This is a genomic window from Variovorax sp. P4_B10, assembly GCF_056402375.1.
On the sequence record NZ_JBFUHN010000033.1, the window covers coordinates 31,379 to 57,144 of the forward strand.

At 67.9% G+C, this 25,766-nt stretch carries 25 protein-coding genes and 1 tRNA gene; 7 read left to right on the forward strand and 19 right to left on the reverse strand.

Annotation, left to right across the window (positions count from 1 at the left end):
• The first annotated feature begins 41 nt into the window (after positions 1 to 41).
• On the forward strand, positions 42 to 1,682 hold the full coding sequence (locus AC1DXX_RS16935; protein WP_478135366.1) for a 3-(methylthio)propionyl-CoA ligase: 1,641 nt from the start codon (positions 42 to 44) through the stop codon (positions 1,680 to 1,682).
• Positions 1,683 to 1,921: 239 nt separating this feature from the next.
• Positions 1,922 to 3,424: a diguanylate cyclase domain-containing protein gene (locus AC1DXX_RS16940; RefSeq protein WP_478135367.1), complete on the forward strand. Its 1,503-nt coding sequence runs from the start codon at positions 1,922 to 1,924 to the stop codon at positions 3,422 to 3,424.
• A gap of 47 nt (positions 3,425 to 3,471) precedes the next feature.
• Here the strand turns inward: AC1DXX_RS16940 and AC1DXX_RS16945 are convergent, their stop codons facing one another.
• The 8 genes from AC1DXX_RS16945 to AC1DXX_RS16980 all read right to left on the reverse strand — a co-directional run bounded on the left by AC1DXX_RS16945 (position 3,472) and on the right by AC1DXX_RS16980 (position 10,560).
• Positions 3,472 to 3,948 carry a copper chaperone PCu(A)C gene (locus tag AC1DXX_RS16945; RefSeq protein ID WP_478135368.1) on the reverse strand — a complete coding sequence of 159 codons (477 nt, stop codon included), beginning with the start codon at positions 3,946 to 3,948 and terminating at the stop codon, positions 3,472 to 3,474.
• Positions 3,949 to 4,022: 74 nt separating this feature from the next.
• Entirely contained in the window at positions 4,023 to 4,688 is a 666-nt protein-coding gene (locus AC1DXX_RS16950) for an SCO family protein (RefSeq protein WP_478135369.1), read from the reverse strand.
• Positions 4,689 to 4,795: 107 nt separating this feature from the next.
• Positions 4,796 to 5,146, reverse strand: coding sequence for a DUF2946 family protein (locus tag AC1DXX_RS16955; RefSeq protein ID WP_478135398.1), 351 nt, complete (start codon positions 5,144 to 5,146; stop codon positions 4,796 to 4,798).
• A gap of 137 nt (positions 5,147 to 5,283) precedes the next feature.
• Positions 5,284 to 6,759 carry an amidohydrolase family protein gene (locus AC1DXX_RS16960; protein ID WP_478135370.1) on the reverse strand — a complete coding sequence of 492 codons (1,476 nt, stop codon included), beginning with the start codon at positions 6,757 to 6,759 and terminating at the stop codon, positions 5,284 to 5,286.
• Positions 6,760 to 6,813: 54 nt separating this feature from the next.
• Positions 6,814 to 7,581: a sulfite exporter TauE/SafE family protein gene (locus tag AC1DXX_RS16965; protein WP_478135371.1), complete on the reverse strand. Its 768-nt coding sequence runs from the start codon at positions 7,579 to 7,581 to the stop codon at positions 6,814 to 6,816.
• Positions 7,581 to 8,834, reverse strand: a complete 1,254-nt coding sequence (locus AC1DXX_RS16970; protein ID WP_478135372.1) for an MFS transporter — start codon at positions 8,832 to 8,834, stop codon at positions 7,581 to 7,583. Before AC1DXX_RS16970 ends, AC1DXX_RS16965 begins: the two co-directional genes overlap by 1 nt.
• A gap of 83 nt (positions 8,835 to 8,917) precedes the next feature.
• Positions 8,918 to 9,805, reverse strand: coding sequence for a polysaccharide deacetylase family protein (locus tag AC1DXX_RS16975; protein WP_478135373.1), 888 nt, complete (start codon positions 9,803 to 9,805; stop codon positions 8,918 to 8,920).
• 35 nt (positions 9,806 to 9,840) lie between these two features.
• Entirely contained in the window at positions 9,841 to 10,560 is a 720-nt protein-coding gene (locus AC1DXX_RS16980; RefSeq protein WP_478135374.1) for a fumarylacetoacetate hydrolase family protein, read from the reverse strand.
• 123 nt (positions 10,561 to 10,683) lie between these two features.
• Between AC1DXX_RS16980 and AC1DXX_RS16985 the strand changes: the two genes are divergently transcribed.
• On the forward strand, positions 10,684 to 11,658 hold the full coding sequence (locus tag AC1DXX_RS16985; RefSeq protein WP_478135375.1) for a helix-turn-helix domain-containing protein: 975 nt from the start codon (positions 10,684 to 10,686) through the stop codon (positions 11,656 to 11,658).
• A gap of 76 nt (positions 11,659 to 11,734) precedes the next feature.
• Here AC1DXX_RS16985 and AC1DXX_RS16990 read toward each other — a convergent pair.
• Together AC1DXX_RS16990 and AC1DXX_RS16995 are read right to left on the reverse strand one after the other, a co-directional pair.
• Positions 11,735 to 11,811, reverse strand: a tRNA-Met gene (locus tag AC1DXX_RS16990).
• 53 nt (positions 11,812 to 11,864) lie between these two features.
• Entirely contained in the window at positions 11,865 to 13,388 is a 1,524-nt protein-coding gene (locus tag AC1DXX_RS16995; RefSeq protein WP_478135376.1) for a vWA domain-containing protein, read from the reverse strand.
• A 134-nt stretch (positions 13,389 to 13,522) separates the two neighbouring features.
• Between AC1DXX_RS16995 and AC1DXX_RS17000 the strand changes: the two genes are divergently transcribed.
• Positions 13,523 to 14,188, forward strand: coding sequence for a sigma-70 family RNA polymerase sigma factor (locus AC1DXX_RS17000; RefSeq protein WP_478135377.1), 666 nt, complete (start codon positions 13,523 to 13,525; stop codon positions 14,186 to 14,188).
• Positions 14,185 to 15,531, forward strand: a complete 1,347-nt coding sequence (locus AC1DXX_RS17005; RefSeq protein WP_478135378.1) for a hypothetical protein — start codon at positions 14,185 to 14,187, stop codon at positions 15,529 to 15,531. Before AC1DXX_RS17000 ends, AC1DXX_RS17005 begins: the two co-directional genes overlap by 4 nt.
• A 26-nt stretch (positions 15,532 to 15,557) precedes the next feature.
• Here AC1DXX_RS17005 and AC1DXX_RS17010 read toward each other — a convergent pair whose 3' ends face one another.
• Positions 15,558 to 16,337, reverse strand: coding sequence for an enoyl-CoA hydratase (locus AC1DXX_RS17010; protein ID WP_478135379.1), 780 nt, complete (start codon positions 16,335 to 16,337; stop codon positions 15,558 to 15,560).
• A gap of 135 nt (positions 16,338 to 16,472) precedes the next feature.
• Between AC1DXX_RS17010 and AC1DXX_RS17015 the strand changes: the two genes are divergently transcribed.
• Positions 16,473 to 17,057: a DUF2325 domain-containing protein gene (locus AC1DXX_RS17015; protein WP_478135380.1), complete on the forward strand. Its 585-nt coding sequence runs from the start codon at positions 16,473 to 16,475 to the stop codon at positions 17,055 to 17,057.
• A 3-nt stretch (positions 17,058 to 17,060) separates the two neighbouring features.
• On the opposite strand, the gene AC1DXX_RS17020 is transcribed toward AC1DXX_RS17015, so the two are convergent.
• The 5 genes from AC1DXX_RS17020 to AC1DXX_RS17040 all read right to left on the reverse strand — a co-directional run bounded on the left by AC1DXX_RS17020 (position 17,061) and on the right by AC1DXX_RS17040 (position 22,282).
• Positions 17,061 to 18,902 (reverse strand): M61 family metallopeptidase, encoded by a 1,842-nt coding sequence (locus AC1DXX_RS17020; protein ID WP_478135381.1) that lies wholly within the window; start codon positions 18,900 to 18,902, stop codon positions 17,061 to 17,063.
• Positions 18,902 to 19,624: a DsbC family protein gene (locus AC1DXX_RS17025; protein ID WP_478135382.1), complete on the reverse strand. Its 723-nt coding sequence runs from the start codon at positions 19,622 to 19,624 to the stop codon at positions 18,902 to 18,904. The genes AC1DXX_RS17020 and AC1DXX_RS17025 overlap by 1 nt, the downstream gene beginning before the upstream one ends.
• A gap of 26 nt (positions 19,625 to 19,650) precedes the next feature.
• Complete coding sequence (locus AC1DXX_RS17030) at positions 19,651 to 20,778, reverse strand: FAD-dependent monooxygenase (protein ID WP_478135383.1); 1,128 nt, start codon at positions 20,776 to 20,778, stop codon at positions 19,651 to 19,653.
• 65 nt (positions 20,779 to 20,843) lie between these two features.
• Positions 20,844 to 21,578: a hypothetical protein gene (locus tag AC1DXX_RS17035; protein WP_478135384.1), complete on the reverse strand. Its 735-nt coding sequence runs from the start codon at positions 21,576 to 21,578 to the stop codon at positions 20,844 to 20,846.
• Positions 21,572 to 22,282, reverse strand: coding sequence for a hypothetical protein (locus tag AC1DXX_RS17040; protein WP_478135385.1), 711 nt, complete (start codon positions 22,280 to 22,282; stop codon positions 21,572 to 21,574). Before AC1DXX_RS17040 ends, AC1DXX_RS17035 begins: the two co-directional genes overlap by 7 nt.
• Before the next feature lie 122 nt (positions 22,283 to 22,404).
• Between AC1DXX_RS17040 and AC1DXX_RS17045 the strand changes: the two genes are divergently transcribed.
• Entirely contained in the window at positions 22,405 to 23,286 is an 882-nt protein-coding gene (locus tag AC1DXX_RS17045) for an MOSC domain-containing protein (RefSeq protein ID WP_478135386.1), read from the forward strand.
• Position 23,287: 1 nt separating this feature from the next.
• Here the strand turns inward: AC1DXX_RS17045 and rbsD are convergent, their stop codons facing one another.
• From rbsD to AC1DXX_RS17060, 3 genes are read right to left on the reverse strand one after another with little or no spacing between them, the layout of a single operon-like run.
• Entirely contained in the window at positions 23,288 to 23,686 is a 399-nt protein-coding gene (rbsD, locus tag AC1DXX_RS17050; protein WP_478135387.1) for a D-ribose pyranase, read from the reverse strand.
• Positions 23,683 to 24,645: a ribokinase gene (rbsK, locus tag AC1DXX_RS17055; protein ID WP_478135388.1), complete on the reverse strand. Its 963-nt coding sequence runs from the start codon at positions 24,643 to 24,645 to the stop codon at positions 23,683 to 23,685. The genes rbsD and rbsK overlap by 4 nt, the downstream gene beginning before the upstream one ends.
• Positions 24,642 to 25,745: a LacI family DNA-binding transcriptional regulator gene (locus tag AC1DXX_RS17060; RefSeq protein ID WP_478135389.1), complete on the reverse strand. Its 1,104-nt coding sequence runs from the start codon at positions 25,743 to 25,745 to the stop codon at positions 24,642 to 24,644. The genes rbsK and AC1DXX_RS17060 overlap by 4 nt, the downstream gene beginning before the upstream one ends.
• Positions 25,746 to 25,766: the final 21 nt, after the last annotated feature.

Genomic DNA, 25,766 nt, shown 5'->3' on the forward strand with positions numbered 1-25,766 from the left:
GAACGCTGCATGAGGTCGACCGCATACAGGAGACAAGAACCATGTTCGGATTGATGCAAGACCGCCCGCTGCTGATCTCGTCGCTGATCGACCACGCGGCCACCTTTCACCCGCACGCCGAGGTCGTGGGACGCACGGTGGAAGGGCCGATCCACCGCACCAACTATGCGGAGGTCCAGCGCCGCTCGAAGCAGGTGGCCAACGCGATGAAGGTGCTGGGCATCGAGGCCGGCGACCGCGTCGGCACGCTGGCGTGGAACACGTTTCGCCACCTGGCGCTGTATTACGGCGTCTCGGGTTCGGGCGCAGTGCTGCACACGGTGAACCCGCGGCTCTTTCCGGAGCAGATCGAGTACATCGTCAACCACGCCGAAGACAAGGTGCTGTTCTTCGACACCACCTTCGCGCCGCTGGTCGAGAAGCTGGCACCCCAGCTCAAGACAGTGCGTGCCTTCATCGCGATGACCGACCGCGCGCACATGCCCGCCATCGACGTGCCGAACCTGTTGTGCCATGACGAGCTGATCGCCGCACAAAGCGAGGACTACACCTGGCCCGAGTTCGACGAGCGCACCGCCTCGTCGCTCTGCTACACCTCGGGCACCACCGGCAACCCCAAGGGCGTGCTGTATTCGCACCGTTCCACCGTGCTGCACTCGCTGATGGAGTGCGCGCCCGACACCTTCGGCGTCAACTCGCAGATGACGCTGCTGCTCGCGGTGCCGATGTTCCATGCCAACGCATGGGGCATGCCGTACGCGGCCGCGATGGCCGGGGCGAAGGTCGTGATGCCCGGCCCGCACATGGATGGCCAGAGCCTGTATGAACTGATGCGCGACGAGAAGGTCGGCTTCTCGCAGGCCGTGCCCACCATCTGGCTGATGCTGTTCCAGTATTTCGATGCGCACCCCGAGATCGACACGCGTGCCATCGGCCTGAAGCGCATCGGCGTGGGCGGTGCCGCCACGCCGCGCAGCATGATCGAACGTTTCGAGCGCGACTTCGGCGCCGACTTCGTGCAGGGCTGGGGCATGACCGAGACCAGCCCCATCGGCGTGATCGGCAACCTGCTGCCCAAGCACCTGTCGATGCCGAAGGAAGAGCAGATGCGCGTGAAGATGCGGCAGGGCCGCGGCGTCTGGGGCGTGGAGCTGAAGATCGTCGACGAGATCGGCCAGCGCCTGCCGCACGACGGCAAGGCCTTCGGCCATCTGCATGTGCGCGGCCCGTGGATTGCAAGCGGCTACTTCAAGAGCGAAGGCGGCCAGGTGCTCGACGCCGAGGGCTTCTTCCCGACGGGCGACGTGGCCAACATCGACGAGGACGGCTACGTGCAGCTGGTCGATCGCGCGAAGGACGTCATCAAGTCCGGCGGCGAGTGGATTTCCTCCATCGATCTGGAGAACGCCGCGAGCGCGCACCCGGCCGTGGCCGAGGCGGCGGTGATCGGCATCGCGCACCCGAAGTGGCAGGAGCGCCCGCTGCTCATCGTGGTGAAGCGCGCAGGCGCGGAGGTGACGGGCGAGGAACTGCTCACTTTCCTTTCGGAGCGCGTGGTGAAGTGGTGGCTGCCGGATGACGTGGCTTTCGTCGACAGCCTGCCGCATACAGCCACCGGCAAGCTGCTCAAGACCAAGCTGCGGGAACAGTTCAAGGGATATGTCGCGGTGAAGTCAGTTTGATGACTTGTTCGATTTTTCTGTGGACAACTCTGTGGGCTGTCGGAGGAGGCGAGGTGGCAGAGCGAGGATTGACGGGGGTTCCCACCACGTTGCCTGTTGAATAGGCAGGCGGTGGCATCGAGCACCAGCTGCAACTTCGCCAGCCCCATCGGAGATGTGTCAAAGTCGGGAAAGACCTTCACGACCTCATTGCTCCGAAAGTACGCGTGTTTCGTCGACCATCCATCGCCTTCCGCACGATGGCCTTCGTGGCCATCGTCTGTTTCACCCTTGTGGCCATCGACTGCTGGAACAGCTGGCACTCGCGCGAGGTGCAGCTTCGGCAAATGAGCGTTGCAACGGAGAATCTTGCGCGTGCCATGGCGCAGCAGGCGGACGACGCGATCAAGAAGGCCGATACGGCGGTGGTCGGCATTGTCGAACGCGTCGAGCATGACGGCACCGGTCCGGCGGCTGTCGAGCGGCTTCGCAAGGTGCTCGCCATGCGGGTTGCCGAGCTTCCGCAACTCGACGGGATGCACATCTACGACGAGAACGGAAACTGGGTCGCCAACTCCCGGCAGGTACCGCCGCAAAACCTGAACAATGCGGGCAGGGAGTACTTTATCTTTCATCGCGCACACGAGGAGCGCGGGCCGCACATCGGTATTCCGGTGAAGAGCCGAACCACCGGTGAGCTGCTCGTCCCCGTTTCACGACGCATCAACCATGCGGACGGCAGCTTCGCCGGGGTGGTGCTCGCGACAATCGACATCGACTTCTTCATGAAGTTCTACGACAGCCTCGATATAGGGCAGGCTGGTGCGATAGGACTGGTGCTCGAAAACGGGACCATGGTGACGCGCCGCCCGTACAGCGCCGAGATGGTCGGCAAGGACGTGGGGGGCGCTGAATTCTTCCGCACCTACGTTGCCCGCGGCCCGGTCGGAACGGCCTATATCAAGTCGGCACAGGACGGTGTGACGCGCCTGAACAGCTTCCGGCGTCTCGCCAACTATCCCGTGTTCGTTACCGCGGCCTTGTCCAAGGACGAAATCCTGGTGGCCTGGTGGCGCGACACGCTCTGGCATACCGGGGGCGTCATCCTCCTGACGTCGCTTGTCGGTTTCGTGGGATGGCGCCTGGTCAAGCAGATGGCGCTGCGGACCCACGCCGAGAGCGAGTTGCGTCAGGCGCGCGATGCGCTGGAGACGCTGAACAAGACCCTCAATACGCTGGCCATGGAGGACGGCCTCACCGGGCTCGCGAACCGCCGGCAGTTCGACGTGACGCTCGATACCGAGTTCAGCCGGGCCGCGCGCGAAGCAAGCACCCTGGCGCTCATATTGATCGATGTCGATTGCTTCAAGCAGTACAACGATATCTACGGCCACGCGGCCGGCGACGAGTGCCTGCAATCGATCGGCCGCACGATCGCCAGTCTCGCGTCGCGTCGTCCGGGAGACCTTGCGGCCAGGTATGGCGGAGAGGAACTGGCGGTGCTGCTGCCGCACACCGATGTGGCAGGCGCCGCCATCCTGGCGGAGCGAATCCGCAGCGCGGTTCAGGCGCTGAAGATCGTGCACGCTGGCGCTGCGGACGGCTTCGTGACATTGAGTGCCGGCGTGGACGCGCTCAGTCCCGTGCCCGGCAAGGGGCAGCCGAAGGAACTGATCCAGGCCGCCGACAAGGCGTTGTATGCGGCCAAGACGGGAGGCCGCAACCGCGTTTGCACGGCGACGGGCCCAACAACGCCTGGATGAGTGGCGCTGCGGCGAAGGCCCGCTTGGCTCACGCCAGCCGATCGCCCTCAATGCTTGTGATCGCCGTGCGCCGCGGCAGGCTTCGCCGACGCATTCAACGCACGCACGGGAACCTTCACCTCCAGCGATTCGCGCTTGCCGTCCTTGCCCTCGAACACCAGCGTCAGCGGCACCGTGTCGCCTTCCTTCACCTGCTGCTTGAGGTCGAGCAGCATCACGTGATAACCGCCGGGCTTGAGCTCGACCGTCTTGCCGGCGGGCAGCACGACGGACGGCACCTGCCGCATCCGCATCACGCCGTCCTGCATGGCCATCTCGTGGACTTCGACCACCGGCGTGACGGGCGAACTGGCGGACACCAGCTTCGTGTCTTGCTCGGCGCTGAGCTGCATGAACGCGCCGGTGGCCTGCTGTTGCGGCACGGTGGCGCGGACCCAGGCCTCCTTGACGGTGACTTGCGCCTGGGCGGCGGTCACGAGGAACGAGGCGGCGGAGAGGGCGAGGATGCGTGCGATGGGGGTCATGGAAAGAATCTCCTTGGAGTGATCGATGGATCGACGAATCGATGAGTGAATGAATGAACGGATCGGGTTGAAGCTCAGGCGGATGTCTTGAGAATCTGCCGCAGGTCTTGCGCGCATTCTTCTGCGCTCTGTTCGTGGCGCAGCACCAGCCGGATCTTGCCCTCGGGGTCGAACACGTAGCTGAAGGCCGAGTGGTCCATGGTGTATGACGAACCGGTGGGCACCTTCTTGTAGAACACCTTGAAGTCCTTGGCGGTCTCGGCGGTTTTCTGTAGGTCGCCATACAGCCCGATGAAGCTCGAATCGAAAGCCTGGGTGTAGGCCTTGAGCACCACGGACGAATCGCGCTCGGGATCGACGGTGACGAAGATCACCTGCAGCCGCTGGCCGTCGGTGCCCAGCATGCGGCGGATTTCCGCGGCGCGCACCAGCGCGGTGGGGCACACATCGGGGCACTGCGTGAAGCCGAAGAACATCATCACGGCCTTGCCCTTGAAGTCGGCCAGCGTGCGCTCGTGGCCATCGGGGTCGGTCAGGCGAAAGTCCTGCGCGTATTTGGCGCCGGTGATGTCGACGCCGTTGAAGCTGGCGGGCAGCACCTTGTCGCAGGCGGCAAGCGACAGCGCGGCAAGGCCGCCGCCGGCCAGCAGCAGGGCGCGGCGGCGCGATGAAGGCGCAACGGCCAGGGAAGATGCCGCGCGTGGTGCGTGTGGTGCGCGCGGCGGAATGGTCTTGTTCATGAAAGCTCTCTCCAGCGCCCACGGGGGCGCCGACTCATTGCAGGAACGTGCGATGCGGCCTGCGCACAGGCGGCAGCATCACGCGCTGATGAAGAACTGAAAAGGAGTCAGGAGAAAGCAGGAGGCCCGCGCGCGGGCATCGGCGCAGCGGTAGTCGCGGCGATGTGCGCGGACTGAAGCGGCCGGAGCGCATGGGCCGGCGGCATGAACACGGGAAGCGATACGGCCGGTGCGGCAGGCGGCGCGCCAGACAGCACGCACAGCGGGCAGTCCATGTGGCCGGCACCCAGCTCTTGCGCGCCATCGCCGGTGTGCACGATGACCTTGACCGAGCCGACGCTCGAGCAGACCAGTTCCATGGCCTGCGGATGCACCACCGGCGAGGCAGCCGCCACACTGATCGACAGCGTGAACCACAGCAGCACCCAGCGGACCAGGTCCGTGCCCGGACGCCGCATGCTCGCGCGGGCGGCGGACCGGTTTTGCGGGGCGTGGCGAAGGGAGCGCATTGGCGCGGATTATCGGCCACCCGTGTGTATCGCACGTTCCGCAGGTGCTTCGAGAACAGCCCTCCGGACTTGAGGCCTTCGGGATTTCAGAGCTTCAAGGCCTCGCCCGCTGCGGTGCGAATGCGGTCCGCCGATTGCCGCGCGCGGCGCATGATGCTCTGCGTGTCGTAGGCCAGCAGCCGCCCGTTGCGCTTCACGATGCGGCCGTCGACCATCACGGTGTCGACGTTGGCCGCACTGCCGCTTTGCACGATCGCCGTCTCGACGTTGCCGATCGGTCCCATGTTCAGGTCCTGCGTGCGCACCAGGATGATGTCGGCGCGCTTGCCTTCGGTGATCGAGCCGGTGACGTCGCCCAGCCCCATGGCGATGGCGCCGTTGAGGGTTGCCATCTCGATCACCTCGGGCACGCCGACGGCCTTCGACCGCTCGCTCGGCGTGCCGGCCCACGGCACGCCCAGGTTCCAGGTGAAGCGCATGGCCTCGAACATGTCCGGCGGTGCGATGGAGGTTGCGTCGCTCGACAGCGAGATGTTCAGGCCGGCGTTGCGCATCGCGAAGAGCGCGGCACGCGCGTCGCCGGTGCCGCTGAGCCGCAGCTCGGAGTGCGTGGCAAAGGTCAGCGGCGTTTTCGTGCGCGCCATGGCCGCCAGGTCGGCCGTGCTGGCGGGCACGTAGTGGGCGATCATGAAATCCGGGCCCAGGTAGCCGCGCCGCTCGTAGTCGACGGCATCGACGTTGTTCGGCGCCTCCTGCGGTGCGTGGATGGCCATGGGCAGTCCGCTGGCCTTGGCGAACTTCATCTCTTCGTGGAACACGGCATCGGTGCTTTGCTGCGGGCCGCGCAGGTTCAGCCCCAGGTGCACCAGCCCGTCGAAAGGCGAGCGCTCGCCGAACCACTCGCGTCGCACGCGTGCCAGGTCGTCGTAGCGGTTGACTTCGTCGGCGGGCATCTTGTCGACGTGGCCGTAGGCGTAGCGGGCGCGCAGCAGCGAGTGCTGGTGCGCACGCAGCTCGGCATCGGCATGCGCCGGCGAGCGCGTGTTGTGCGACCAGTTGTGCACGGTGGTGGTGCCGCTGTTGGCCAGCTCGGCGCAGCCCAGCAGCACGCTGTTGTAGAAGTCGTCGGGCGTGTACAGGGTCGAGGTCGCGTTCTTGGCGGGGTAGTACGAGAAGCCGCCGTCGCTCGCGGTGAAGCTGCGGCCGATGGCGCTCCACATGTGATAGTGGGAATTAACGAAGCCCGGCATGACGATCATGTCGGTCGCATCGATGACCTCCGCGCCGGCCGGTGCGCTCAGGCCCCGCCCGATCTTCTCGATCACGCCGTCGCGCACCCACACATCGGCGCGCGGCAGCACGCCCTTCGCACGGTCGACCGTGATGACTGCGCCGTTGCGGATCAGGTAGCTGCCGCGGCGAATGTGGGGCGATACGGGCGACGTCGGCACGCGGGCCGTGCGGGCCGACACCGACGCCGAGCCGACGAGCGCCGGCGCACCGGTGGCGGCGACCATCAGGGCGCCTACCAGACGGGTGAAGTCTCTCTTGGTTGTTTTCATGTTTCGACCCAATGATTGAAGTGACGGAGGAAAGAAGAGGAAACGGGAGCCCGGTCAGTACGCCTTGAGAAGGAAGGCCGCGGTCATCGCCAGCCCCGTCAACACGACGAAGCCGCGCACCACGTCGGGCTTCAGCCGCCGTGCAGCCATGCCGCCGGCATAGCCGCCCACCGTGGCACCGAGGGCCATCCACAGCGCGTGCGTCCAGACGATCGCGCCGCTGGCCGCGTAGATGGCGACGGCGATCAGCGTGAGGATCGCGGAGACGAAATTCTTGATGCCGTTCATGCGGCCCATGTCCGTGTGCCCCAGCGCACCGAGCACGGCGAGCAGCAGGATGCCCAGGCCACCGTTGAAGTAGCCGCCATAGACGGCGACCGCGACGACGCCCAGGTCGGCGACCCACCGGCTGCGCGGTTTGTTGTTGCTGTTGTCGGCGGTGGCGAGCCTGCGGCGCACCAGGCCGGGTCCGATCGCGAAGAGCAATGTCGCGGCCAGCAGCAGCCACGGCACGATGCGGGCAAAGGCATGGTTCGAGGTCGACAGCAGCAGCGCCGCACCGGCCGCGCCGCCGAGCACCGACAGCACGCCCAGCCGCATGAGAGAAGGCGACATCAGGCCCGACAGTTCCTTGCGCAGCGCCCAAGCGCCGGCCAGGTAGCCCGGCAGCAGCGCGGCTGTGCCCGTGGCGTTGGCCGACACCAGTGGCACGCCGACCATCGCCAGTGCCGGCAGCGTGAGAAAACTGCCGCCGCCCGCGACGGCATTGAGCGCACCGGCCAGTGTGGCAGCGCCGCCGAGCAGCGCCCAGTCGAGCGGCATCACGGTTGGCGCGCCGGCAGCGACATGCGGTCGGTGCGCAGCAGCAGCGTGAGCACCACGCCCACGGCCGCCAGCAGTGTGATCTGCGCCAGCCCGGCCGTGCTCCAGCCAAAGCGCGAGGCAATGCCGCCGATGACGAAGCCCGCGATGGCGCCCGCGCCGTACAGCGTGGTGACGAACACGCCCGTGGCGCGGCTCGCGAGCGAGGCGTGCACCGCCTTGATGTGGTAGCCGGCCAGGTTCACGTACAGCACGCCGCTCACCACGAAGCCCCAGGCAAAGGACAGCACCGATTGCATCAGCATGTCGGTGGGGCCCGAGAACATCAGGAAGCCCAGCAGGCCTGTGCCCACGAAGCTCGCCGAGAGCACGAGCTTGGGGTGGAAGCGGTCGCCCAGCCAGCCGCCGAAGATCGATGCGAACACGCCGAAGCCGAAGATGCTCATCACGCGGCCGGTGTCCGACGGCGTGTAGTGCAGGTGCTCGCGCAGGAAGGTCGGGTACATGCCCAGGTAGCCGTAGATGCAGAGCCCGCCGATGACGCTCATGCCGGTCAGCAGGGCCGTGTTGCGGTTCCACAGGGTGGTGGCGCCGCGCTGGTCGCTGCGCCCGCCGGTGGCGGCCACGTTCTCGGTCATTCGCTTGCTCACGGTGAGCGCAATGATCGCCATTGCCGCGAAGCCCACGACGCCGAACACGATGAGCGGCAGGCGCCAGTCGCGCTCCACGCCGATCAGGTGGCCGCCGAGCAGCGGCCCCAGGATCGCGCCGATGCCGAAAGAGAAGTTGATGGCGCCCACCGCGGTGGCGCGGTAGCGCGCGAAATAGCTCGCGGCAATGGCGATCACCACCGTCAGCTGCATCGCCTCGCCGATGCCGGTCACGGCGCGGTAGACGATCATGTCGGCGAAGCCGTGCGAGTAGGCCGCCAGCAGCGTGCCCAGCGAGAAGATCGCGATGCCGATCTGCAGCACGGTCTTGCGCGACAGCCGCGCCAGCAGGTAGCCCGTGGGAACGCCGGCCACGGCCATGCCCAGCGTGAAGATGGTCGACAGCAGGCCGGTGTCGGCCAGGCTGAAGCCGAACTCCTTGCGCACGTCCGCGGCGATGAGCGGAAAGATCTGCCGGTCCATCGCGTTGAGCGCGTACGAGGCGAGCAGCACCAGGAACATGCCGATCTCCAGCGCGGTGATGGGCGCCTCGCGGCGCGCATCGCCGGCCGCTGGGGAAATGACCGAGGTTGGGGAATGCACGTGTTGTCTCCTTCTCGTCGAGCGAGAAATCTGTTTGTTGTTCGTTCGTTGCCCAGGGTCGCCGGCGCCGGGCCGGCGAAGGTTCACGCGGCGGTGTCTGCGCTGCTCGCGGCGCCGTACCAGTCGAGGATCTGCTCGCCGGTCATGAAGGCGACGTCGTCATGTTTCTGGATGTGCGCCAGCGCCTCGCGGAAGTAGCGCAGGCGGTGCGGCGCGCCCATGATGTAGGGGTGCACCACCAGCGCCATGACGCGGGCCGAATCTTTCGCGTCAGCGTAGAGCTGTTCGAACTGGTCGATGGCGCGGTCGCGGTACTCGCTGGCCTTGTGGTGCTGGATGAGCATCATCGCCACGTCGTTGCATTCCTGCGTGTAGGGCACGTTCACGATCGCGCCGCCATCGCGCGTCTTCAGGCGCACCGGCTGGTCGTCGAGCACCCAGTCGCACACGTACTCGTAGCCCTGCTCGGCCAGGATGTCGGGCGTGTGCCAGGTCTCGGTGAGCCCCGGGCCGAGCCAGCCGCGCGGGCGCTTGCCGGTGTAGGCGCGAATGGCCTCGGTGGTCTTGGCGATGTCCTCGACCTCGTCGGGCACCTTCTGCATGTTGCGCTGACCGAAGCCGTGGCCGATGAACTCCCACTGGCGTTCCTTCGCCGCCTTGGCGATGGGTTCGTAGGCGCCGATGGCCGAACCGTTGATGGCAAGCGTGGCGTTGATGCCGAGCGCGTCGATCACTTCCAGCATGCGCCAGAAGCCGACGCGGTTGCCGTACTCGTGCCAGGCCCAGTTCGGGATGTCGGGCATCGGCGAACCGCCGGCCGGTGGCGTGAGCACGGTGCGGGGCATGGTCTCGTCGATGTTCCATTCCTCGACGTTGACGATGACCCAGACGGCCAGCCGCTTGCCGCCGGGCAGCTTCAGTGCGGGACGGTCCGCGATGGACGAGTACGAGATGCGTTCGAGTGGTTTCATGGTGTCTTCGTAGGCAGTTCGGTGCGGTGCCGGGCTCAGACGATTTCGACCTGCAGGGGCGCGAGACCGTCGATGCGGCCGGTGAGCTTGTCGCCGCGCTGTACCGGGCCGACGCCTTCCGGCGTGCCGGTGAAGATCAGGTCGCCGGGCAGCAGGCGGTATTGCTTGGACAGCTCGCTGACGATTTCGTGGACGTTCCAGATCATCTTTTCGAGCACCGAGTCTTGCCGCACCGCGCCGTTCACCGAGAGGTTGAGCGTTCCCGAACGGATGTGCCCGACCTTCGCCACGGGATGGATCGGGCCGCAGGGCGCCGAGTGGTCGAACGACTTGCCCTGTTCCCACGGCAGGCCGCGCTTGTTGCATTCGCGCTGGCGGTCGCGCCGCGTCATGTCCAGGCCCGCAGCGTAGCCGAACACGTGGTCCAGCGCCGTCTCGGGCGACACGTTCGATGCATCGCTGCCGATGGCCACGACGAGTTCGAACTCGAACTGGAAGTCGTCGGTCAGCGTGGGGTAGGGCACGCGGCCGTCGGTCACCACCGAGTCGGAGGGCTTTTGGAAGAAGAACGGCGGATCGCGCTCGTCGCCTTCCTTCATCTCGCGGATGTGGGCCAGGTAGTTGCGGCCCACGCAGTAGACGCGGCGCACCGGAAAGCGCTGGTCGCTGCCCACGATGTCGATGGAGATGGGCTGGACTTGCAGAGTGCTGGTACGGGTATCTGTCGCGAGGTCGGCCGTCGGCTGGGGGGACATGGGTTTGTCTCTCTGGAAGTTTTGGAAAGGGGTGGCTAGAGTCTAGGAACGCGGCCCCCCGGCCTCAACGCGCAGGCTTGCGCAAAGATATGCAATCCTTGCGATCTTGCGACCGGCTCTTCCATGCAACCCACGCCTTCTTCTATCGAATTCACGCCGCCCCGCGCCGGTGCGGCGCGTGCAGCCATCAGCAACTACACGATGGCGGCGCGGGCGCAGCGTGCCTATTTCGGGATCCACGACCAGAGCAATTGCCTGCCGAACCCGGTGCCGCACCGCCACGAGTATTTCCAGATCTACGTCAACACCCGGGGCGAGACCACGCACTACATCGGCGGCAGCCAGCGTGCCATCGGCGCCGGCACGGTGAGCTTCGTGCTGCCGTTCCTGGTGCACTACATCCCGAACGCGGCCGACGGCGTGTTCCACGTGATCAACATCAGCAAGGACTATTTGCTGCCATCGCTGGACCTCGATGTTTTCGAGTTGTCGGAAGTGCCGCTCTCGCGCGCGCCCGAGCTCGCGCCATTCCGCTTCCAGCATTGCCTGGACTTTCGCTTCGACGAAAGCGCGACACAACAACTGCAGGACCTGTGCGAACGCATGGCGCAGGAAGCACAGCGGCCGCCGGACGAAGACACGGCGAGCCACCTGTTGATTCGCAGCCACCTGCTTCACCTGATCGGCATGGTGTGGCGGCGCTACGGCGAGGAGTTCCGCAACTGCGAGGCCCGGGGGCTGGCACTGCAGTCGTACCGGCCGGCCGTGTTGCGCTGCATCCGCTACATCAGCCGTAACCTTGCGCAGGAACTGACCCTGGGCGATGCGGCGCTGGCGAGCCATGTGTCGGCGACGCACCTGGCCCACCTGCTGAAGAGCGAAACGGGCAAGACCTTTCTGGAACTGGTGACCGAACGCCGGATCGAGCGCGCGAAGACGTTGCTGGTTTTCACCGGCGCCTCGGCGGCGGAGATCGGTGAGAGCACCGGCTTTGGCGAGCCGACGCAGTTCGCGCGCCGCTTCGGGCAGATCGTGGGGGCCACGCCTTCGGCGTACCGGCGGCAGTTCCAGCGGGGGAACAACCGGACCTGGGACTGAGGGCTGGCGCGGGCCTCGGCGCCCCCGGAAAAACAAAAAGCCTTGTAAGTCGTTGACTTACAAGGCTTTTATTGACTGGTGGCTCTTCACGGACTCGAACCGCGGACCTGTGGATTATGATTCCATCGCTCTAACCGACTGAGCTAAAGAGCCGTTTCAGCGTTTTGCGCCGAGCCCAAAATTATAGCCCAGTCCGCGGGACCAGTTCAACCACCCGCCGGCAACTTGCCCAATTCTTCCGACACCAGCCGAACGATCAGCCGATCCAGCGTCTGGACCGAGTAGTTGCCGACGTCGTGCAGCGTCTGCGAACCCGGCCCGCTCGCGGGGTTCGCGCCCTCCTTGTAGGTCAGGAACACGAAGCGCCCGCCGGTGTACTGGGCGATCTGGCGCTGGATGTATTCGCCCTGCTTGTCGAGCCCCGAGGCGCCCACGCTGAACACCTTGATGCCCTTGCCCAGCGCCGCGACCATGTCGTCGTCGTACTGCGGGCCGCCATAGTCGAGGTGCGGCGGGGCGTCGGCCAGCAGCACCACGAGGCGGGTGGTGCCGGTGCCGCGCCAGCTCAGCTTGTGGACTGTCTCGTTCAGCGCCTCGTTCATCGCCTCGGGGTAGTCGCCGCCGCCCGCGGCCTGCAGCGCATCGAGCACGCCCTGGAAGGCGCCGAGATCGTTGGTGAAATCGTGGCGGCGAACGATGAAGTCGTCGGTGCGGTCGCGGTATGCCACCAGGCCGAAGCAGGTGTCGGGGCGGCTCGGCAGCCGTGCCACTTCGTCGGCGATGGTGCGCAGCGTGCCCTTGAGCTTGGCGATCTCGTCGTCCATCGAGCCGGTGGCGTCGATCAGGAAGACCAGGTCGAGCTGGGCGCGTGCAGGCGCAGCGCCCGGCCTGTCGAGCACCACGTCGACCGCGTTCTTCTGGCCGCGCTGCAGAAAGGCGGTGCTCTGCCGGCCGTTCTTGCGGACCGTGACTTCGTACATCCGGCTGCGCGAAGCGTCGAAGGCGTTCGGATGCAGCCAGGCGCGCCCGCCGGCGTCGGTGCGGGCCCACATGGCGGCGCCGTTCGGTGCCTGCACCGCCACTTCGGCATCGGGCACCACCGCGCCGCGCGCATCGCGCACCTGGAGCAGATAGCGCATGCCGATGTCGCGTTCGCGGTGGGCCACCTGGGTGCGGCTGCGGAAGTTCAGGTATTCGTTGAAGTCGGCGTTGTCGTCGACCATGCCAGCGGTGACGGGCTCGTTGGCCGGGCGTGGGACCTGGCTCGGCGACTTGTTGCTCGCAGGGGGCGCAGGTGGGGCCGGCACTGCGACCGCCGCGGGAGGCGGCGCCTCCGCGACGGACGGCAAGGTCGCCGCCAGTTCGCCGGCAGTCGAGCCGTAGGCCTTCGCACTGGCTGCGGCGGGCGACGAAGGCTTGCGCAGCGCACCCGCCGGCGGGGCGTCGAGACTCGCGCCCGCCGACGCGTCGGCGAGCCTGCGCCTTTCCAGCTGGGCGGTGTTCCTGGTGCCCGGCGTCTCGTGGGTCTGCACCGGCCGTGCGCAATGCGTGGCGGACGGCGCCTGGAAGTTCGGCTCGGTCTGCGTCACCTGCAAGGCGGGCCTGGGCCAGCGCGCGGTGCTGACGCCAACGGCCGGGGGCTCGGTGGCGCCGCAGGCGGTCAGCAGAAACTGGGCGCACAGCAGCACGACCAGCGGGCGGCGAAAACGGGGAACGAGGGGCAGGGCCATGGAAAGACTCCGGGTTGTTGGATGCAGGCTGATACGGCCGGCCCGCAGCCGCGGGGTTAGCCCGCGTGACTTTTTTGTGGAGGCGAACCCCGATGCCGTCCGCCGCCCGTACAAGCTCAGGTGAAAATCCGCCGATGTCCGCGCTTCCACGCGCCCCTTCCGCCAAAGCCGCCACCGAGCGCGACGCCATGCCCGACGATCAGTTGATGCTGGCCTACGCGCACGGTGACGCCGCCGCGTTCGATGTGCTCTATGCGCGCCACGAAGGCGGGCTGTTCCGCTTCGTCCGGCGCTTGCTGGGCGCACGGCTCGCGGCCCAGGCCGACGAGGTGTTCCAGGACACCTGGGTGCGGATCATCTCGGCGCGCGACAGTTTTTCGCCGCAGGGCGCCACCTGGCGCACCTGGGCTTTCACGATTGCGCACAACCTGGCGATGGACCGGCTGCGCGTGAGCGGGCGCGAGGTGGCGCTCGACGCCCATCCGGACGACGACGGCGATGCCGTGCCCACGCTCGACCGCGGCGTGCGCGGTGCTGTCGATGCCGCTTCCCATCCCTCCGCCGAGGAGCTCGCGTTCTGGCGCGCCGCCGGCCGCCGCCTGCTGGCCTGCCTCGACGAATTGCCGGCCGAGCAGCGTGCTGCGTTCCTGCTGCACCACGAAGACGGCCTGACCGTCGAGGCCCTGGCGGCGAGCCTGGAGATCGGTTTCGAGACGGTGCGCAGCCGCCTGCGCTACGGCCAGCAGAAGCTGCGCGGTTGCATGGAGCGCTATTTGTCGGTGCTGGAGCAGCGCGCATGAGCAACGGCAACGACAACACCGTCGATTTCAGTGGCGACGACGACCTTCGCGATCCGGTGCTGCGCCGCGCGCTCGACCATGCGCCCGATCGCGATGCGGCACCCGACCCGCGCACGCGCGACGCGATCCGGAAGATGGCGCACAACCTCGCGCCTGCGCCAACGCCGGCTTCCGCCGCGAACAATGCGGATGCCGCGCCATGGTGGCGCCGACTGTTCGGAGGCGGCGGCACGCGTGCCCGCATGCCCTGGAATGCGGCCTTCGCCACCGTGCTCGTGGCCACCTTCGTGGCCGTGCTCTGGCACCGCGAGCCGATTCCCGATGCAAGGCTCGATGGCGAGGCGAGGGTCGGCGGCGCGGTAGCGCCGGCACCTGCTGCCGCTCCCACGCCGCCTTCGGCAGAGCCGGCGCCGCAGGCGCCCAGCCCCGCGATCGTTGCGCAGCAGGCACCGGCAGCGCCGGTGGCTGAAGCGCCTGCAGCACCGGCGCGCGATTCGGCCAAGGAAGCGCAGGACCGCAGCACGACGGATGCAGTCCGCCGGCCGGTGCCGGCACCGGCCCGCAAACAGGCCACCCCTGCGCCCGAGATCAACCGGACCCCTCCGGAGTCGCCGCCGTTGCCGCCTCCCGCGCCGGCTGCCGCGCAAGCGCCGGTGCCCCTGCCCGCACCTGCGACGGTCGCGCCGGGCATCGCCGAGCAAGCTGCACGCGCGCGCCAAAAAAATGAAGGCGCGCAGGATGAAAGAGCGTTGGAGAGACGCAGCAGTGGCTATGCCGCCGCTCCTGCGCCATCGGCGGCGCCTCCGTCCATCGACGAGCCCGACAGAACGCCGCCCTCGCTCGCGGCTGCGCCTGCCGCACCCGCGGCACCGGGCGCGGCACCTCCGCGCCGGGAGTCGACGGACAGCGCGTCCGCGTCCGTTGCACGGGGGGGCAGCAGCACGAATGTCGAAGCCTCCGGCGCCCTGCGCGATGCACCGCCGCCACGCGCCGCCGCCAAGGCCGCAAGAGCGCCGGCCGGCGCGTCGTCGTTCTCGGCGCTGGACCGCTGGACGTCCTTCGACGTCACGCGCGACGGCGGGGGCGTGCGCCACGCGCGCGGCGACATCGAAGGGCTGGCCGCGCTGGTGAACGCGGTGGCCCGCTCGGCCACGGCGGCCGACGCGCAACTGGCTGCGCCGGTCGAGGCGCGCCTGTCGCTCTACCAGGGCAGCACATTGATCGCCGTGCTCGAGATCGCGGGGGATCAGGTGCGCTGGACGCCGCAGCTCGGCGGCGGCGCATCGGTCGGCACGCCGCCGGCACAGACGCTCGCCGCACTGCGGGCCCTGCTGACGCGCTAGCAGCGCGCGCCGCAGCCCCAACGCCGTCAGGCGTTCTTGAAATCCGGCTGGCGCTTGTTGAGGAAGGCGTCCATGCCTTCCTTCTGGTCGGCCGTGGCGAACAGCGCGTGGAACAGCCGGCGCTCGAACATCACGCCGTCGCTCAGGCCGCTCTCGAAGGCGCGGTTGACCGACTCCTTGGCCGCCATCACCGCGATCTGCGAGTAGCCCGCGATGACGAGTGCCGCGCCGAGCGCTTCGTCGGCCAGCTTTTCAAAAGGCACCACGCGGCTCACGAGGCCCGCGCGCTCGGCCTCGGCCGCATCCATCATGCGGGCGGTGAGCGCCATGTCCATCGCCTTGCTCTTGCCCACCGCGCGCGGCAGGCGCTGCGTGCCGCCGGCGCCGGGGATCACGCCGATCTTGATTTCGGGCTGGCCGAACTTGGCGTTGTCGGCCGCGATGATGAAGTCGCACATCATCGCGAGCTCGCAGCCGCCGCCCAGCGCAAAGCCGCTCACCGCCGCGATCACAGGCTTGCGGATCGAGCGGATGGTTTCCCAGTTGCGCGTGATGTAGTCGCCCTTGTAGGTGTCGATGAAGCTGTACTTGGCCATCGCGGCGATGTCGGCACCGGCGGCGAACGCGCGCTCGCTGCCGGTGAGGATGATGCAGCCGATGGCGTCGTCGGCGTCGAAGGCCTTGAGCGCGGCGCCCAGTTCGGTCATCAGCGCGTCGTTGAGCGCATTGAGGGCCTTGGGGCGGTTGAGGGTGACGATGCCGACCTTGCCTGCTTCGGTCCGCACTTCGATGTTTTCGTAGCGCATGGTGTCTCTGTCTCCGGGTGGGGTGGGAAAAATATGCTCATCCCACTATACCGAGCAGGACCTCCTGTCCGCTGACGCGTGTGTCGCTTCAGTTGAGAATTATTCTCATCTAGAATGGCTGCCATGGAGTTCCCGATGCAAGAACATGCCGTGTTGCTGCGGGCGTATGCCCGGGCGCAGGAGCGCTGCTCGCGCCTGCTGGTCGAGCAGGCAGCGCTCGTCGAGCGGCTCGAGGCGCAGATCGTGCGCCTGCGCGGCGCGCTGGTGGCGCGCGATTCGGCGATTGCGATCGTCCGGGAAGAGCTGGCGGCCCGTGCGGCCGTCGGCGGCACGTTGCCGAAGCGCCTTCATGCGCTGCTGGCGCCCGGCAGCCGGCGCCATGCCATTCCGGCAGGGCCGGCGCCGGCCGATCTGCGCGAAAAGGCCGTGCTGTGCGTCGGCCGCGAAGAAGAGGCGCCATCGCTGGCACGCCAGCTGGTCGAAATCGCCGGCGGGCGCTACCTGCACCACGACGGTGGCGACGATACCGACGACCTTGCACTCGAAGCGGGCCTGCGCGCGGCCGACCTCGTGATCTGCCAGACCGGCTGCGTGAGCCACGGCGCCTACTGGCGCGTGCAGGACCACTGCCGGCGTACGGGCAAGCCTTGCGTGCTGGTGGGCGAGCCGCAGCCGATGCTGTTCGTGCGAACCCCCGCTGCGACAGAAACCGCGAGGTAGTCCCTAGCCGGCCAGCCAGCCCGTCAGCTTCGCGGCGTCGTGCGTGAACAGGCGCCAGGTGGTCACTCCGGTGGGCAGCACCAGCGGCAGCCTCAGCAGCTTGCGGTCGCGCGCGACGATGGCCGTGCACTTGGTCGCGTCGCCGAGGTACAGCGCCAGGTCGTCGAGCTTGGCGATGCGCCAGGCTTGCGCGGGTCGCTGCTGCCCCTTCTTGCCACCGGTCGGCAGCTCGATGCCGATCCACTCGTCGTGGGCGGAGAAACCGGCCTTCTCGGCCGCACCGCCGCGCAGCACCACCTTGACCTGCACGCTGCCGTTGGCCTCGGCCACGCGCAGGCCCAGTACCTGGGCCAGCTGCGACGGGTCTTCGAGCGTGGCCACGCCGTGCGCGCGCAGCAGCTGCGCCAGCGGAAGCTCCTCGGTCGAATGCACCCAGCGCGCGAGTTCCAGTGCGTACGAGCGGCCGCCCACGGCTTCGAGCGCAGCAGCCACATCGGCTTCGCTGATCGGCCCGCCGCTGCTGTGCGTCCACAGGTGGCGCATCACGTCGTCGAGCGAGCCCTTGCCTTCGTGGCGCAGCGTGAGGTCGAAGCACAGCGCCACCAGCGCACCCTTGGTGTAGTAGCTCACCGTGCTGTTGGGCGTCTGCTCGTCCTGGCGGTAGTACTTGACCCAGGCGTCGAAGCTCGCATCGGCCACCGGCTGCACGAGGCGCCCCGGCGTCTGCATCACCTGGTTGATGGTCTTGTTGAGCAGGCGCAGGTAGGCCGCATCGTCGATGCGGCCCGCGCGGCGCAGCAGCAGGTCGTCGAAATAGCTCGTGAAGCCCTCGAAGAACCACAGCAGCTGCGTGTAGTTCTCGCGGCTGTAGTCGTAGTGGGCAAACTCCGCCGGGCGCATCCGCTTGACGTTCCAGGTGTGGAAGTACTCGTGGCTGATCAGGCCCAGCAGCGTGGTGTAGCCATCGGGTTGCTTTTTCTTTTCGCCGCGCTGCGGCAGGTCGCGGCGGTTGCAGATCAGCGCGGTGGAATGCCGGTGTTCGAGCCCGCCGTAGCCGTCGTCGACCGCATTGAGCATGAAGACGTAGCGATCGATCGGCGGCTTCGGTCCGCCGCGCTTGCCCACCTTGTCGCCGTGCCAGAAGCGCATCTCTGCTTCGCAGATCGCCTGGGTGTCGGCGATCAGCCGGTCGCCGTCGAACGAGGCTGCGGCGCCTGCGATCACGAAGCGGTGCGGCACGCCGCAGGCTTCGAACTCGGCACTCCAGAAGGCACCCATCTCGACCGGGCTGTCGGCCAGTTCGTCGTAGCCGGACGCCTGGTAGCTGCCGAAGCCGTGCTTGTCGGTCTTCGAAGGCACGAGGGCGGTGGCGCACGACCAGCTGATGCCGTCGGCCGTCGATGCGGGCGCGACGATCTCGAGCGCATGCGGCGCATCGGTCTGTCCTTCGACCCGCAGGCACAGGCTGGTGCCGTTGAAGAAGCCACGCTCGGCGTCGAGCCAGGCCGTGCGCACCGAGTTGTCGTACGCGCAGACCTGGTACTGCAGCACCAGCGGCTGGCCCGGCGTGCAATCGACCAGCCAGCTGCATTTGTCGACCTGTGTCAGCACAGGCTTGCGGCGTCCCTGCGTGGCGCGCAGGCCCTGCAGGTTCTTGGCGAACTCGCGCACGAGGTAGCTGCCCGGAATCCACACCGGCAGCGTCACGCGCTGCTCTGCGGCGGGTGCGTCGATGGTCAGCGTGACGGCGAAGAGGTGCGCATGCAGGTCCGCGCATTCGACGCGGTAACGCACGCCTGCAACGGGCGCGGCAGCGGCGCGCCGGGCAACGGCTTTCGTGGCCATCAGCTGGCGGCGGCGGCGAGTTGCTTCTCGACCTGCTCCGCGGGGATGGCGCCCGGCGTGCGGGTGCCGTTGCTGAAGATCAGCGTGGGCGTGCCGGTGATGTTGTACTTGCGGCCGAACTCGACGTTGCGCTGCAGGGCTGCCACGTCGCAGCTGCCTGCGGCGGTGGCGGGCTTGGCGCTGGTTTCCATCCAGTCGCTCCAGGCCTTGCCCTTGTCCTTGCTGCACCAGATGTCGCGCGACTTCGCGGTCGAATCGGCGCCGAGCACCGGGTAGAGGAACAGGTAGACGGTGACGTTGTCGATCGTCTTCATGTCCTTCTCGAAGCGCTTGCAGTAGCCGCAGTTCGGGTCTTCGAACACCGCCAGCTTGCGCTTGCCGTTGCCGCGCACGATCTTGATCGCGTCCGGCAGGGGCAGCTTGTCGAAGGCGACTTCGCTGAGCTTCTCCACGCGTTCCTCGGTGAGGTTCTTGCGGGACTTCACGTCGATCAGGCTGCCCTGGATCAGGTAGTTGCCCTGCTCGTCGGTATAGAAGATCTGCGCGCCATTGACGCGCACTTCGTAGAGGCCCGGCACGGGCGACTTCGTGACTTCGTCGATGGCCGGGAACTGCGGAATGCGTGCCGGAAGGTTCTTGCGGATCTCGGCTTCGCCGGCCGTGGCGGCGACGACTGCGCCCAGCGTGCAGGCGGCGAGAAGAAGGTTGCGTACGAGAGTCATCGGGAAATCCGTTCGAGTGTGTAGCGTCATGCTTTCAAGCCCATGGCTTGCGCGGTGATCCAGTGCTTGACGAGGCGCGTGCGGTCGAAGCCGCGCATGCCCCAGTTGCGCAATGCAGGAAGTGGGCCCAGGTTGTGCGAGAACAGTTGCTGCAGTCCGTCGGTCGCGAGGCTCATCTGCAGCACGTCGGCGCGGCGGGCGCGTTCGTAGCGGCGCAGCAGGCGCGCATCGCCGACGCTGCGCCAGTAGTCGCGGGTCTTGATCACCTCGGCCAGCGCGGCCGCATCGGCCAGCCCGAGATTCAGGCCCTGGCCCGCGAGCGGGTGCACCGTGTGGGCGGCATCGCCTGCCAGCGCCCAGGATTGGCTCGGCTGCCCGGGCATCGCGCCGGTCCAGCGGTCGGCCATGGCGCGTGCGAGCGGCCAGGCCGCACGCTCGCTCGTGAGCTTGAGCGCACCGAGCGCGCCATGGCTGGCTTCGCTCACGGCGGCGTTGAATTCTTCGTCGCCCTGCGCGAGCAGGGCCGGCGCGCGCAACTGGTCGACCGACCACACCAGGGCAACCGTCTTGCCGTGCGTGCCGCCGAGCGGCAGCAGCGCGAGCACTTCGCCCTTGTCGTCGAACCATTGGCGCGCGATGCCGTCATGCGACTCCGCGGCCTCGAGCCGCGCCGCAATCGCATGCTGCGGATAGCGCGTCACTTCGTAGCTCACGCCGAGCGATTCGCGCGTGGTGCTGGCCTTGCCTTCGCACACCACCGTGAGCGGTGCGGGCACGGGCGCAGTCACGACCTCGATCAGGGGCTGGAAACGGACCGCATCGGCCAGCTGCTGCTCGAGCGCCGGCACATCGACGATCCAGGCCAGCGCATCGACCTTCTGCCTCGCGGCGCTGAATTGCACGCGGCCGCCTTCGTCGCCATGCACGAGCATCTCGCGCACGGCCGTGGCGTGGGCCGCGTCGGGCCAGGCGCGCAGCGATTCGAGCAGGGTCCTGGAGGCGGTATTGAGCGCGTAGGCGCGGATGTCCTGCTTGCCCTGCGTGGCCGGTGGCACCACCAGCGCGACGCGCACACGCTCGCGCGCGAGCAGCAGGGCCAGCGTGCGGCCGACGATGCCGGCGCCGCGAATGCAAACTTCTGGGGGGAGGGCCATCGGACGATTGTAGGAGTTGCGTTGCGGGCCCGTTCCCGCGCCCCCGTCCGGCGGGAGGCGGTCCGTCAGGCGCCTTGCGCCAGCGCGTGGCCGTAGCGCGACAGCGTTTCGGCCGGCGAATGCACCTGCCAGGGCAGGCCGTGCGCGGCGAAGCGTTCCGTCAATGCGTCGGTGATGCTTTGCGGATCGGTGCCCGAGAGCGCGATGACGCCCATCAGGGCGCCGTCCACGCCGGGAAACGCCGCGGCCGAGATCCGGTCTTCGGCCGGCAGCGCGTCCAGCACCGACCAGTTCTTCTCCGCCGCCAGTCCGCAGATGAAGCGGTCGTCGACGCCGGGTGCCGCCGACTTCGAAAGCAGCACCAGTTGCGCGCCCTGGAACCATCCCGAAAACTCGAACAGCCGCACCGCAACCTCGGGCCTGACGGTCGACGTCAGGCCCAGCTCCACCGGCGCCGTGCCGACGGCGCCCGCCGCGCCGAACGCGCTGCGCAGGGCGATGCGGCGATGCCGAGTGCCTTCTTCCTCGGGCGTCCACGCGGCTGCGTCGCTTCGGTGCCCCGGGCTCCACAGCTTGCGCCACAGCATGCCGAGCGTGGGCCGGTCGACATCCTCCAGAAAGGTGACGCGGCCCAGCGCCGCGAAGGCCTCGGCAATGGCGAGGTGCAGGGCATCGAGCGCATGATCGTCCGCATCGTCGATCTGCACGAGCAGCATCGACTGGCCTGCGCCGAGCTGCCCGAGCTCCAGGGCCGGCGGCAGGCTGGCGCGAACGGTGTGCAGCCCGATGCGGCCTACCATCGTGGCGTTCCCAGTTCGTTCACGAAGGCGTTGACCTCGAACTCGGCCGCGCGCATCAGGGGCGTGAAGACCGTCTCGTCCGCCCAGTCGTAGACGATGAAGGCGGCCTGCGCGGCCTTCTCGCCGGCCCAGTAGCCCGCGACGCCGCCGATCAGGCAGCCGCCGATGCCGCCCGCCGCGATGCCGTAGGGGCCGCCCGCCGTGCCCAGGCCCGCGCCGTATTCGCCGACGGCCAGGCACCCGACCCGCGCCAGCGCCCAGGCCGACACCACCTCGGTGGCCCGGCGCATCGGCCGGTCTGCCTGCACGATGGAGACCGCATCGAGCGTGACGCCCACGATGCCGATGATGCGTCCGCCCCACTTGAAGTACTTGGCTGCCTGATAGACGTACTTGCCCGCGGGTCCCGCGACCTGGTGATCGCCGAAGCCGAAATGGCCGGTGTTGTTGTTGGCGTTCCAGTGGTAGTTCACCGAGTTGGTCTTGACGTTGAAGCCATAGTCCAGCCGCAGGTGCTTCTTGCCTTTGATGTCCTGGAAGAACAGCGTGGAGGTCGAGCCGCCCTTGGGCACCCACCCCCGCGGGTCCAGCTCGATGCACAGGTTGGTGCCGGGAACCGGGATCCTCACCAGCGCCGCGAGGCCGGTGGGCATCAGGACCTGCCCGGACATGGGAATCTGCTGTTCTTTCAGTTCGTCGGCCATGCGGATGCTTTCTCTTGAGGAGGGCGTAGCGCGCAGTTTTAACGCCTTTCCCCTCGGAACGCCAAGGCCTTCCCCAGCCCCGATGCGGGACAATCGCGGTCGATTTCCAAGGAACCCCTACCGTGTCGCAGCCCGTTTTCGACCTCGAAGCCACCATCGCACGCCTGTTCGTCTACCCCGTCAAGTCGTGTGTCGGTGTCGAGCTGACCGAAATGCTGCTGACCGAAACCGGCCTCGAGTTCGACCGCGCCTGGATGGTGGTCGATGCCCAGGGCGAATTCGTCACCCAGCGCCAGCTGCCGCGCATGGCGCTCATCAAACCGCAGATGAAGCACATGGAAGTGGTGCTGCGCGCGCCCGGCATGCTGGCATTGCACCTCGCCTTCGACCGGGTGGAAAAGCCGGTGCGCGTGCGGGTGTGGAAAGACGAAGTGGCCGCCTACGACATGGGCGACATCGCCGCCCAGTGGTTCAGCGATTTCCTCTCCGAGCCCGGCCGGCCGCAGACCCTGCGGCTGGTGCGCTTCGACCCCGAGCACAAGCGGCTGTCGAGCCTCCAGTGGACCGATGGCGTCGAGGCGCTGAACCAGTTCGCCGACGGTTATCCGCTGCTCGTCGCGAGCGAAGGTTCGCTGGCCGAACTCAACGAGCGGCTCGCGGCGGCGGGCCACGATGCGGTCGGCATCGAGCGCTTCCGGCCCAACATCGTGTTGGGCGGCATCGAGGCGCATGACGAAGACCGCGTCGACGCGCTGCACGTCACTACCGGCGAAGGCGAGGCCGAACTCAAGCCGGTCAAGCCCTGCACGCGCTGCCCGATCCCGGACATCGACCCGGCCACCGCCATCAGCAGCCCCGAGGTCGGCGACGTGCTGCGCACCTACCGTGCAGACGCACGCGTTGATGGCAGCATCACCTTCGGCATGAACTGCATCGTGGTGCAGGGCGTGGAGCACCTGCTCAAGGTGGGGCAGGCGGTGGGCGCGAACTACCGGTTCGAGTAACTCAGAAGGTCACGCCCGCGTACAGGAGGATGTTGGCGTAGGGCGTGCATTCGCCGGTGCGAATCACGGCCTTGGCCTTTGCGCTCAGGCGCTTGAGTTCTTCGTGCGAGATCGTCTCCGGTACGACGGCCAACTGGCCCTCGCACCATGCGGGCAGCGTTCCGGCGGGCAGTTGTTTCACCGCCTCGCGCGCCAGCAGCGCACGCTCCACTTGCATCTCGGACAGCACGGCTTTCAGCACGTCCGCGACGCGCGGAATGCCGGGCGTGAGCGCGAGGTCGATGCGCCTGGGGCCATCGGGAATCGGCAGCCCCGCATCTCCGATGACCACCATGTCGCCATGCCCCAGCGCGGCAATCACTTGCGAGAGTTCGGCATGCAGCAGGGGGGAGCGTTTCACAGCGTGATCCAGTCGGGTGGCAAGGGGCTCTGCAGCACGGCCTCGCGCTGCGGAATGGAAGGCTGGGCACCGGGCTGCTGGATGCACAGCGCGGCGGCGCGGATGCCCAGGCGCACGGCGTCGTCGAAGGACTGGCCTTCGCCCAGCGCCACGGCGAGTGCGCCGAGGAAGGTGTCGCCCGCGGCGGTGGTGTCGACCGCCTGCACCTTCGGCGCGGGATGATGGCGCGCACCGTCGGCATCGATGGCCACGGCGCCGCGTGCGCCGAGCGTCACGACCACCCGCGCGATGCCCTTGGCACGCAGGGCGTGGCCGGCGTGCGCGGCTTCCTGCGGGCTGTCGGCCGACTGGCCGCACAGCGTCTTCGCCTCGATCTCGTTGACGACCAGCGTGTCGATCCGCGGCCAGAGCGGCTCGGCGATGGCCTGCACCGGCGAGGGGTTGAGCAGCACCTTGCAGCCCGCCTCGTGCGCCACCGAGATGGCGCGTGCGACCTGTTCCATCGGCGTCTCGAACTGCGTCACGAAAAAGGCCGCGCCTTGCAGCTGCTGCCGCAGTGCCGCCTCGTCGATCTCGACCTGCGCATTGGCGCCGGGAATCATCACGATGCGGTTCTGGCCGCTGTCTTCCACCAGGATCAGCGCCGTGCCGGTGGGCTCGGCATCGACCGTGCGCAGCGCCGCGGTGTCGATGCCGTCGCGCTCCAGGGATTCGCGCAGTGCCTGGCCATGGGCATCGTGGCCCACGCAGCCGATCATGCGGACCTGCCCGCCTTCGCGAGCGCAGCTCACGGCCTGGTTGGCGCCCTTGCCACCGGGAATGTTGGCGATCGAATGGCCGAGCAGGGTTTCGCCTGCGGCCGGTGCATGGGGGACGCGCAGCACCAGGTCCATGTTGAGGCTGCCGAGCACCACGATGCGCGGCGGCTGGGGGCGGCTGGAAGAAGGCTTCGGACTCACGGGGTGCGGGACTTTCGGTTTTCCGTTGGCAGCGCCTCGGATGCGGGCGCGGGCGAAGAGGGGGCGGTGGCTTCGCGGAAGCTCGCATGGCGCGCGGTCGAGGCGCGCACGCGCAGCTCGGGCTGCAGCACCACCTTGCGCGCATCGCGCCGCTTGCCGCCCACGCGCTCCAGCAGCATGTCGACCGCCAGCGCGCCGATGCGTTCCTTGGGCTGCGCCACGGTGGTGAGCGCCGGGCTGGTGTAGGCAGAGAGTTCGATGTCGTCGAAGCCGACGATCGAGAGATCGTCCGGCACGCGCACGCCGCTTTCATGCGCGGCGCGCAATGCGCCGATGGCCATCAGGTCGTTGCAGACGAACACGGCCGAGGGCGCCTGCTCGGTGCGCAGGATGGCGTGCATCGCCTCGTAGCCGCCCTGGCTCGTGAAGCCGCCGCGCCACAGCAGCGTGTCGGCCTTCGCGATATCGGGTGTGGCGCCGGCTTCGGCCAGCGCCATGCGCCAGCCTTCGATGCGCTGCTCGCTCGGCATCACGCCGACCGGCCCGCCGATGCAGGCGATGCGCTTGTGGCCGAGCGACAGCAGGTGCCGCACGGCGAGCAGGCCACCCTGCATGTGAGCCGTTTCCACCAGGTCGCAGGCCGGGTCGGCGATTTCGCGGTCGACCAGCACGGTCGGAATGCGCAGGCCGTGCAGCTGGGTCACGAGCGAGTCGTCGTCGCCCGCGCCGGTCGACACCACGATCAGCCCGTCGATGCGGCGTTCGGCCAGCACCTGCAGGTAGACGCTCTGGCGATGGGGCTCGTCGTCGGTGTTGCACAGCACCAGCGTGTAGCCGGCGCCGAAGCAGCGGTCTTCCACGATGCGCACGATCTCGGCGAAGTAGGGGTTCGAGCTGTTCGGAATCAGCATCCCGAGCGTCGAGGTGGTGTTGCTCTTGAGGCTGCGCGCCATCGCGTTGGGCACGTAGCCGAGCTCGCGGATGGCCAGCTCGACGCGCTCGCGCCCCTTGGCGCTCACGTGGCGCGTGTCGTTGACCACGTGCGAGACGGTGGTCACCGAAACCCCCGCGCGCAGTGCGACGTCCTTGATGGTGGCCATGGGTGTGTGCTCCTTTTTGTC